This window comes from Yoonia sp., from assembly GCF_046292185.1.
Taxonomy (GTDB): Bacteria; Pseudomonadota; Alphaproteobacteria; order Rhodobacterales; family Rhodobacteraceae; genus Yoonia.
Map to the genome: position 1 here is coordinate 1 of NZ_JBKBQY010000117.1, position 8,945 is coordinate 8,945.

Below are 8,945 nucleotides of genomic sequence, written 5' to 3' on the forward strand. Positions count from 1 at the left end.
GGGCAGGCGGGCGCGGTCATCCATGTCAAAAACCTGTTTCATAAGGGTTCAGATACACCCTGCCCCGGTTTCCCGCAAGGGCAGCCATACTTGCCAGACACAAAGGCCCGTGCGACAGTTCGGAACCACCGCAAGAACGGAGCGCCATGGAAGAACAAGAGCCGCCACCAGAGCTGTCAGCCCAGCAAATCCAGGAAATTGTGACCATCGGCACCGATATCTATGCGCAGGTGCAGATATTCGCGCTGGGGCTTCTGCGACCGTGGAACCTGTATCAGATCGGGATCACCATCGGGCTGGTCGTCCTTGCGCATTTCCTGCGTGCATGGCTGGGGCCTGCGATCCGCGACTGGATGGCATCGCGCGAAAACTGGCCCAAATCGCGGCTGCGCATTCTGGCGGTGATCCATCAGCGGCTGCGGGGCATCTTTTTCGTCATCCTGATCTGGCTCGTCGTCGCAATTATGCGCGAATATACTTGGCCCAGCCGCAGCTACCTGCTCAGCATCATCGGCACGCTGGCCTTTGCCTGGCTGGTGATCGCCTTTGCCACAAGGCTGATCAAAAGCGTGCCTTTGCGCCGCACGATCCGCTATGGGGCCTGGGTCTATGTGACGCTTTATATTCTGGGCGTCGTGGATCAGGCCGAACAGGTGCTGGACAATATCGGCTTCACCGTCGGCGAAATCCGTTTCACCTTGCTGTTGCTGATCCAGTCGCTGGTGATCCTGACCCTGCTGCTGGCTCTGGTGCGTTTTGTAATGCGTACAACCGCCCACAGGATCACCAGCAACCCCGATATCAGCCCCTCGATGCAGGTGCTGCTGGTCAAGGCCGTACAGATCGGCCTTTATGCCACAGCGTTTTTCATCGGCATCCGCGCGCTCGGGCTTGATCTGACCGGGCTTGCCGTCTTGTCGGGGGCGATCGGGGTCGGGCTTGGCTTTGGCTTGCAAAAGGTGGTCTCGAACCTTGTGTCGGGCGTGATCATCCTGCTGGATAAATCGATCAAGCCCGGCGATGTGATCAGCCTTGGTGACACGTTCGGCTGGATCAATTCGCTGGGCGCGCGATATGTCTCTGTGGTCACGCGCGACGGCAAGGAATACCTGATCCCGAACGAAGACCTGATCACCGGCCAAGTAGTCAACTGGTCGCATTCCAATGAATTCGTCCGGCTCGATATCCATTTCGGCACATCCTATGCCGACAACCCGCATGATGTGCGCAAGATCGCGGTAGAAGCCGCCGAAAGCGTGGACCGTGTGCTGAAAACCCGCCCTGCCGTCTGTCACGTTATCGGCTTTGGCGACAGTTCGGTGGATTACGTGCTGCGGTTCTGGATCACTGATCCGACCGGCGGGCTGACCAATATCCGGGGCGCGGTGTTTCTGGCTCTTTGGGATGCCTTTGCCGCCCATGGCATCAGCATTCCCTTCCCCCAGCGCGAGGTAAAGCTGCTGCGCAAAAAACCGGCGCACTAGCCGGGGAACCCTTTGAAACCCGCCGCGTTACGCTTAAGTGAATGACATATAAATATAATACCGAAAGGACCGTCATGCAGTTCCAACTCAACACCGATTCCAGCATTCAGGGCGACGACCGTCTGGCCGAAGTGGCCGAAACCATCGTCACCGGCGCGCTGGGGCATCTGACGAGCCGCCTGACACGGGTCGAGGTCCATGTCGTCGACGTGAACGCCGCCAAGGGCGGGTCCGATGATATCCGCTGCACGGTCGAAGGCCGGCCCGAAGGCATGCAGCCGCAGACGGTCACCCACCATGACGCCGATGTCGAAAAGGCCCTGCGCGGCGGTGCGAAAAAGCTGCGCGCGCTGCTGGACAGTGAATTCGGCAAACTGGGCCGGCGCTGAAACCTTCCCCGCGGGGAAGGTCGGTGCCAATCCTATAGCCCGCCGATGCTGCGGATGAGGGCGATCACATCATCCACGCCCTTGCCGTGGCGCAGGCTGGCGAACACGACGGGCAGGTCGCCGCGCATTCGCGCGGCATCTGCCGCCATCACGTCAAGCGAGGCACCGACATAGGGGGCCAGATCGGTTTTGTTCACCACCAGAATATCGGACCGTGTGATCGCGGGGCCACCCTTGCGCGGGATATCCTCGCCCGCCGCCGTGTCGATCACATAGATCGTCAGATCGGCCAGTTCCGGGCTATAGGTCGCGGACAGGTTATCGCCGCCACTTTCGATCAGGATCAGCTCCAGATCAGGATGCCGCGCGTTCATTTCAGCGACAGCGGCAAGGTTGATCGACGCATCCTCGCGGATCGCGGTATGCGGACAGCCCCCGGTTTCCACCCCCATCACCCGGTCGGCGGGCAGGATCTGCATCCGCATCAAGGCTTCGGCATCTTCCTGCGTGTAGATATCGTTGGTGATCACCGCCAGACTGACCTGATCTTTCAGCGCGCGCGCAAGGGCTGCCGTCAGCGTCGTCTTGCCCGCGCCGACAGGGCCACCAATACCGATGCGCAAAGGACCGTGGGGGGACATGGGATGACCTTTCATCAGGACCGGAAAATCCGGGAATAACTGTGTTTATGCTGCATCGACGCAGTATCAACCGCGAACGTCGCGCTGCCGATATCGTCAAGGCTGGCGCGTGTCGCGTCACTGCCGACGCGGATGCAATGCGGCGCAAGCCCTGCAAGAATGCGCTGCGCCTCGGTCTGCCCCAAGGGCATCAGTCGCTGTGCGGCCTGCACAAGGTTGCTGACAAAGGCCTGCAGCCAAAGCTGCACGGTGGGTTGCACCGGCAGATCCATCAGCCGCGCGGCACGGCCCACCGCAACGGAATAGGCCATATCGGGCAAATCAATGTGCCAGATCGCGCGGCTGGTCGCGGCAAAGGCGGCACCTTGCTGCATCGTCTCCATCCGCCGTTCCACGCTGGGCGCAAGGACCGCGGCAAGTTCGGCCACAGGTGCCACATCATCCGCTGCATATGCCGCGCAAAGCAGGATCGCATCGCTGCGCCCGGCCCCCTGCGTCAGCACATCGGATAGCCAGCGCGCCAACGCATCGGCATCGCGGATATCGCCGCGTCCGACGCTGCGTTCCAGCCCGTGGGAATAGGCAAAGGCCCCCACCGGATAGGCCGGTGACAGCCATTGCGCCAATGTCAAAAGCTCCGCATCACGCATGAGAATGGCTGTGGTCATGGCCCATGGTGCGACCGTGGCCGTAGGCCCCGCCTTCGGGGGTGAAGGGCCCGTCAAAATCGACAACCTGCGCGCCCAGATGTTCCAGCATCGCGCGCATCACCTTTTCGCGCTGCACGATCAGACAATCGGGCATGATCGCGCAAGGGGTATGACGGTTGCCGATATGCCAGGCCAGACGGGTCAAATCGCCGGTGACGCGCATCAGCGCCTCTTCCGCGGCCTTGACCATGATCTGGCGGCCATCCTCCAGCACGAAAACATGGCCTGCATCGACAGACGTGGTCTGCGGCAGATCAACCAGAAACGGCTCTCCCTGATCGGTGATCAGACGTTTGCGGCGCAGCATCCGCGCGTCATAAGTCAGGCTGACATGGCCTGCCACCGGGCCATGCGCATGGGAATGCGTCCGCAAGGCACGGGACATCACAAGCTCCTCGCGTTATGCCGCGAAAAGCGATCAGTCAGAATAGGCTTGGTCAGCTGCGGCGGTTGAGAACCATTTCGAAAGCCTGCGACCGGGTCAGACCAGCGGATTTCAGCGACGCGTCGGACATGTTGTTGATTTCGTGCAAGGCACGGGCCTGTGCCGAGGCTTCGGCCACATGGACGATAAAGCGGCCCACGGCGCGCACCGGTGTCATCACCAGATCTACCAGCATTTCGCGGTTGGAGATCAGGGTATTGTCTGTATGGAAAGTCATGTTGCACCTCTTGAATGCTGTTTTCTTTCCTCCCTGCCCCCAAGTTAGGCCCGCGCGCCGTTGCCAACAACCGCCCATTGCGCAAAGCCACTATGCGTTTTCTGCAACGCAGCATCAGAAAAGAAAGTAGCGCTGCGCCATCGGCAACACGTCTGCTGGTTCACAGGTCAAAAGCACACCATCTGCGCGGACTTCATAGGTTTCGGGGTTCACCTCGACATGCGGCATCGCATCGTTCAGTTTCAGATCCTTTTTGCCGATATTGCGCGTATTCACGACCGGCAGCGTCTGTTTCGCCAGCCCCAGCGTGTCGCGAATGCCCGCATCCTGCGCCGCGCCACTGACGAAAGTCACCGCAGAATGTTCCAGCGACCTGCCAAAGGCGCCGAACATCGGACGGGTATAAACCGGCTGCGGTGTCGGGATCGATGCATTCGGGTCACCCATCTGGGCCGCGACAATCGTTCCGCCCATCAGGATCATTTCCGGCTTTACCCCGAAAAACGCCGGGTTCCACAGGACCAGATCGGCGCGTTTGCCAACCGCGATTGACCCCACATGCGCCGAAATCCCATGCGCAATCGCCGGATTGATCGTGTATTTCGCGATATAGCGGCGCACGCGCAGATTATCGTTATTGCCCTTTTCCTCGGGCAATTGGCCACGCTGGACCTTCATCTTATGCGCGGTCTGCCAGGTGCGGATGATCACCTCGCCCACGCGGCCCATGGCCTGACTGTCCGATGCGATGATCGAAAAGGCGCCCATATCGTGCAGGATATCCTCGGCGGCGATGGTTTCGCGCCGGATGCGGCTTTCGGCAAAGGCGACATCTTCGGGGATCGACTTATCCAGATGATGGCAGACCATCAGCATATCCAGATGTTCATCAATCGTGTTCACGGTAAATGGCCGCGTCGGATTGGTCGATGACGGGATGACATTGGGCTGGCCGCAGATCTTGATGATGTCCGGCGCATGGCCGCCGCCCGCCCCTTCGGTGTGAAAGGCGTGGATGGTGCGGCCTTTCAGCGCGGCAACGGTGTTTTCGACAAAGCCCGCTTCGTTCAAGGTATCGGTGTGGATCATCACCTGCACATCCAGCGCATCCGCCACCGACAGGCAGCAATCAATCGCCGCCGGGGTGGTGCCCCAATCTTCGTGCAGTTTCAGACAAGACGCCCCGGCCAGCACCTGTTCCTCTAACGCCGCTGGCAGCGACGCATTGCCCTTGCCCGCAAAGGCAAGGTTCATCGGAAACGCATCCGCCGCCTGCAGCATCCGCCCGATATGCCATGGCCCCGGCGTGCAGGTGGTGGCCAGCGTGCCATGCGCAGGCCCGGTGCCGCCGCCGATCATCGTGGTCAGGCCGGAATAGAGCGCATCCTCGATCTGCTGCGGACAGATGAAATGGATATGGCTGTCGATGCCACCGGCGGTCAGGATGCGGCCCTCACCGGCAATCGCCTCGGTCCCCGGTCCGATGATGATATTCACACCGGGCTGGGTGTCGGGATTGCCCGCCTTGCCGATGGCCACGATCATGCCGTCCTTGAGGCCGACATCGGCCTTGATGATGCCGGTCCAATCCACGATCAGCGCATTGGTGATGACAGTATCCACAGCGCCGCCTGCCCGCGTGACCTGGCTCTGGCCCATCCCGTCGCGGATCACCTTGCCGCCGCCGAATTTGACCTCTTCGCCGTAGATGGTGAAATCCTGCTCCACCTCGATAAAGAGTTCCGTATCGGCAAGCCGGACCTTGTCACCCACGGTGGAGCCGAACATCGCGGCATAATCGCGGCGGTTGATTGTTGCTGGCATCCTACAGATCCCCCATCACAGCTTGGTTAAACCCGAACACCCGGCGCGCGCCGGACAAAGGGATCAGCGACACGTCGCGCCTTTGGCCCGGCTCGAACCGCACGGCGGTGCCTGCGGCGATATCCAGCCGCAGACCGCGCGCCGCCGCCCGGTCGAAATCCAGCGCCGGATTGGCCTCGGCGAAATGGAAATGCGATCCGACCTGCACGGGCCTGTCGCCTGTGTTGGCGACCTGCAGGGTCACCACCTCTGCGCCCGCGTTCAGGGTGATATCGCCGTCTGCCACAATCACTTCGCCCGGTTTCATCGCACTACTCCCAGCTTCTTATTTCCAAAAATATTCATCTTCTTTTCAACGGATCGGGTCATGGACCGTCACCAGCTTGGTGCCATCGGGAAAGGTCGCCTCGACCTGCACCTCGTGGATCATGTCGGCGATGCCATCCATCACCTGATCGCGGGTGATGATCTGCGCGCCCGCCTGCATCATATCCGCGACAGACCTTCCATCGCGCGCCCCTTCCACCACCGCATCGGTGATCAGGGCGATCGCCTCTGGGTAGTTCAGCTTGACGCCGCGCGACAGGCGTTTGCGCGCCACCTCGGCGGCCATGGCAAGCAGCAGTTTATCTTTTTCACGCGGGGTCAGTTGCATGGGTCACAATCTCCAGACACGGGGGATGGGGGCGGCACTCAGCGCCTCGATCAAGGGAATAAGGTCACGGCGCAGGGTGAAACCGTCAGCGGCCAGCAGGCGGATCAGCAGCAAGTCATCGGCCAGCAGGGTGGCACCGGCGGTTTCGGGCAGGTCCAGGGACCCGGCCAGACCGGCAGCAGAGGGGGAGGCCAGCAGCAATGTCGCCATCGCCCCCGCCCCACCCGCAATGGCGGGACGCGCCAGCAAGGCATCGGCATCGCCGATCAACCGCAGCGCATCGGCAAAGATCAGCGCGCCATCGCGCCTGATCCGCCACTGGTCGGTCAGGTGTAGCTGATGCACCACCTCGCCCATCGCGACCCGGCCGAATATCACCGGCTCCACGATCAAACATTGCCCGCTGCCCGCCAGATCGACATTCATCCGGCGGTTCAGCGCCGCGCAATCGAACAGGATGGTTTCCTGCGGCAACCAGTCGATGCGCCCGCCATCCGCCACCTGCAAGGTCACATCCACATGCGCGATCTGATCGTCCAGCGCCGCATAGCCACGTTCTGCCGCCTGCGAGGACAGGACGACATGCGCGCCGGCCTGCGCCACGATATCCAGCGCCATCCGGTCGCCACCCGTCAGCCCGCCTGCGGTGTTGAGGAACACTGCATCCAGCGCCGCGCCGTGGCTGCGCGGAAACAGCGCCTTGAGCGCGCCCTGCTGGCGCAAATCGGCGATCACACTGTCCGCGCCACGCCGTTTGGCCGACAGATGCAGCGCCCCTTGCGCGCGCTGCGGCAAGGGCGTGGCCTGCGCCATGTCGATCTGGGCTGAATAGGTCATTGCTGTCATCCCTTCGTGTCCTTGTGCCAAGAAACCGGCGCACAGGGCCAGTGCAGGTCGTGCAAAACCGCTGCGCGAAACGCGATATTCCGGTCATATGCTTAATTATTGTGCAATTCATCGCATCCACCTCAATCGCTTCGGTCCATGCGGACCTGATAGCGCACAGCGCCGCGCACCGGCATATTCCAGTTCAGATGCACCGACCGTCGGGCGGCACCCTGTTCGCCTTCGGCCCAGGGCATGTCATGAATCCGCTGATTTGCCGCCGTGGTGATCGCGCCGTCGGGCATCACGCTGTCCACATGCCGCGCCCGCCCGCCAAAGGGCAGCGCATCCCCTGTGTTCATCACCCATGTCGCCGCCGCCGTCGTCTGCCGGTGGGTCAGCATGGCGGGGTTGGCGACGGGCGTGTCGACGTTGTGAAACGTATTGGCGGTGAATTCAAAGCTGCGCGTGCGGCTGAAATCCAGATCGGCAAAGGTGGTATCGACGCTTTCCACCCGCGCGATGCGCCCGTTGATCGACCGGAACACATTGCCCACCACGGCAAAGCCATTGATGTAATGCCCCGGCCCATAAGGTTTGATCACGATGAAATTGAACCACGGCACGACATCATTGGTGGTAAAGATATTGCCGGTAATCGTCAGCCCGCCAAAGGAAAACTGCTGCCCCAGCGCGGGGGAACTTTCATGCTCATTGGTCCATTCGATGAAATTATTGTCACAGTAATTGCCAGTAAACACGCTTTTGGGATTGGGCAGGGTCAGCACAATGCCGCCCTTGCGCACGCTGGCGTTCTGATTGTCGCCGTGAAACCAATGGTTCGAGGTGATCAGATTGCCGGACCCCGCCAGCACGCAGAAATGCAGGAAGCGGCTGGTCCTTGTGTCGCGGATCTTGACGTCATTGGCATTGGCGTTGAACCCGATGGACACGCGGTCTTCCACCGGCAGGGCCTGTTCGTTGGAAATGAACTGGCAGCGATCGATCATCATCCCCTGACAGCCATAGCCCGGCGAGGTGATCCCCCGGTCCTTGGGTCCGTTGATGAAACAATCGCGCAGATGAAAGGTCAGCCCGTCCGGGGCCATCATGATGCCGCTGGCGATGCCCCGGCACTGAAATTCGATATCCGACAGGACGAACTGGCTGAATCGTTCGTAACCGGAAAAATCCAGCAGATAGCGGAACCGGGTAAAGGTGAAATCCTGCGTGCCTTCCGCATCATAGAGCGCGTTGCTGAGCGTCAGCCGCGCCTGTGCGGTATCGACTGCGGTCACGTAAACCTCGCGCCCGACACCGGCACCGGCCACCAGCGACCCCACGGCGATCTGCGCGATCCCGGCGACATTGGTCAGTTGCCGGTCATTGGCGGCGCTATAGCTGGCCTGCGCGGTGACGGTCTGGCTGTCCCATGCCGCCCCGTCGGCGGGTTCAAACTGACCGTTGCGGATGACCCGGCGGATTTCATAGCGGTCGCGCGACGGATCACAGCCCTGCATATCGACAGGGCCGCTCAACAAGATCCGCCTGCCGCAAAGATCGAGTGATTCATGATCGGAAAAATTGATCAGCGCCTGATAGGCTTTTTTAAAGGCGGTTTCCTCGTCCTTGAGCGCATCCAGATAGGCGTCGTAATTGTAGCCGCGTTGCAGGATGAACCTGTGCTGCGCGGCCTGTATGATCCGGCCTTCGAAACGGGTATTGTTCTGCAGGGTGACATTGCCGTTCAACAGG

General features: G+C 61.1%; 11 protein-coding genes. 2 read left to right on the forward strand and 9 right to left on the reverse strand.

The window, feature by feature from the left end:
• Positions 1-146: 146 nt before the first annotated feature.
• Together ACK4TM_RS15880 and ACK4TM_RS15885 are read left to right on the forward strand one after the other, a co-directional pair.
• Positions 147-1,484, forward strand: coding sequence for a mechanosensitive ion channel family protein (locus tag ACK4TM_RS15880; RefSeq protein WP_409703031.1), 1,338 nt, complete (start codon positions 147-149; stop codon positions 1,482-1,484).
• Positions 1,485-1,525: 41 nt separating this feature from the next.
• Entirely contained in the window at positions 1,526-1,873 is a 348-nt protein-coding gene (locus ACK4TM_RS15885) for an HPF/RaiA family ribosome-associated protein (RefSeq protein WP_409703033.1), read from the forward strand.
• Positions 1,874-1,905: 32 nt separating this feature from the next.
• On the opposite strand, the gene ureG is transcribed toward ACK4TM_RS15885, so the two are convergent.
• From ureG to ACK4TM_RS15930, 9 genes are all read right to left on the reverse strand, one after another.
• A complete protein-coding gene (gene ureG, locus ACK4TM_RS15890) occupies positions 1,906-2,514 on the reverse strand; it encodes an urease accessory protein UreG (protein ID WP_409703035.1) in 609 nt (202 codons plus the stop codon).
• 14 nt (positions 2,515-2,528) lie between these two features.
• Positions 2,529-3,164, reverse strand: coding sequence for an urease accessory protein UreF (locus ACK4TM_RS15895; RefSeq protein WP_409703051.1), 636 nt, complete (start codon positions 3,162-3,164; stop codon positions 2,529-2,531).
• Positions 3,157-3,609: an urease accessory protein UreE gene (locus ACK4TM_RS15900; protein ID WP_409703037.1), complete on the reverse strand. Its 453-nt coding sequence runs from the start codon at positions 3,607-3,609 to the stop codon at positions 3,157-3,159. Before ACK4TM_RS15900 ends, ACK4TM_RS15895 begins: the two co-directional genes overlap by 8 nt.
• Before the next feature lie 52 nt (positions 3,610-3,661).
• A complete protein-coding gene (locus ACK4TM_RS15905; protein WP_409703039.1) occupies positions 3,662-3,886 on the reverse strand; it encodes a DUF1127 domain-containing protein in 225 nt (74 codons plus the stop codon).
• A 114-nt stretch (positions 3,887-4,000) separates the two neighbouring features.
• A complete protein-coding gene (ureC, locus tag ACK4TM_RS15910; protein WP_409703041.1) occupies positions 4,001-5,710 on the reverse strand; it encodes an urease subunit alpha in 1,710 nt (569 codons plus the stop codon).
• Between the two features lies 1 nt (position 5,711).
• Complete coding sequence (locus ACK4TM_RS15915) at positions 5,712-6,017, reverse strand: urease subunit beta (RefSeq protein WP_409703043.1); 306 nt, start codon at positions 6,015-6,017, stop codon at positions 5,712-5,714.
• Between the two features lie 45 nt (positions 6,018-6,062).
• Positions 6,063-6,365, reverse strand: coding sequence for an urease subunit gamma (locus ACK4TM_RS15920; protein ID WP_409703045.1), 303 nt, complete (start codon positions 6,363-6,365; stop codon positions 6,063-6,065).
• Positions 6,366-6,368: 3 nt separating this feature from the next.
• Complete coding sequence (locus ACK4TM_RS15925; RefSeq protein ID WP_409703047.1) at positions 6,369-7,202, reverse strand: urease accessory protein UreD; 834 nt, start codon at positions 7,200-7,202, stop codon at positions 6,369-6,371.
• Positions 7,203-7,333: 131 nt separating this feature from the next.
• Positions 7,334-8,945, reverse strand: a 1,612-nt coding sequence (locus ACK4TM_RS15930) for a right-handed parallel beta-helix repeat-containing protein (RefSeq protein WP_409703049.1), incomplete at its 5' end; no start/stop codon positions are given.

Excerpts from the sequence above, each read along its gene's own strand:
- ACK4TM_RS15880 (WP_409703031.1), top strand. The coding sequence starts at position 147 with ATGGAAGAACAAGAGCCGCCACCAGAGCTGTCAGCCCAGCAAATCCAG.
- ACK4TM_RS15885 (WP_409703033.1), top strand. The coding sequence starts at position 1,526 with ATGACATATAAATATAATACCGAAAGGACCGTCATGCAGTTCCAACTC.
- ureG (WP_409703035.1), bottom strand. The coding sequence starts at position 2,514 with ATGTCCCCCCACGGTCCTTTGCGCATCGGTATTGGTGGCCCTGTCGGC.
- ACK4TM_RS15895 (WP_409703051.1), bottom strand. The coding sequence starts at position 3,164 with ATGCGTGATGCGGAGCTTTTGACATTGGCGCAATGGCTGTCACCGGCC.
- ACK4TM_RS15900 (WP_409703037.1), bottom strand. The coding sequence starts at position 3,609 with ATGTCCCGTGCCTTGCGGACGCATTCCCATGCGCATGGCCCGGTGGCA.
- ACK4TM_RS15905 (WP_409703039.1), bottom strand. The coding sequence starts at position 3,886 with ATGACTTTCCATACAGACAATACCCTGATCTCCAACCGCGAAATGCTG.
- ureC (WP_409703041.1), bottom strand. The coding sequence starts at position 5,710 with ATGCCAGCAACAATCAACCGCCGCGATTATGCCGCGATGTTCGGCTCC.
- ACK4TM_RS15915 (WP_409703043.1), bottom strand. The coding sequence starts at position 6,017 with ATGAAACCGGGCGAAGTGATTGTGGCAGACGGCGATATCACCCTGAAC.
- ACK4TM_RS15920 (WP_409703045.1), bottom strand. The coding sequence starts at position 6,365 with ATGCAACTGACCCCGCGTGAAAAAGATAAACTGCTGCTTGCCATGGCC.
- ACK4TM_RS15925 (WP_409703047.1), bottom strand. The coding sequence starts at position 7,202 with ATGACCTATTCAGCCCAGATCGACATGGCGCAGGCCACGCCCTTGCCG.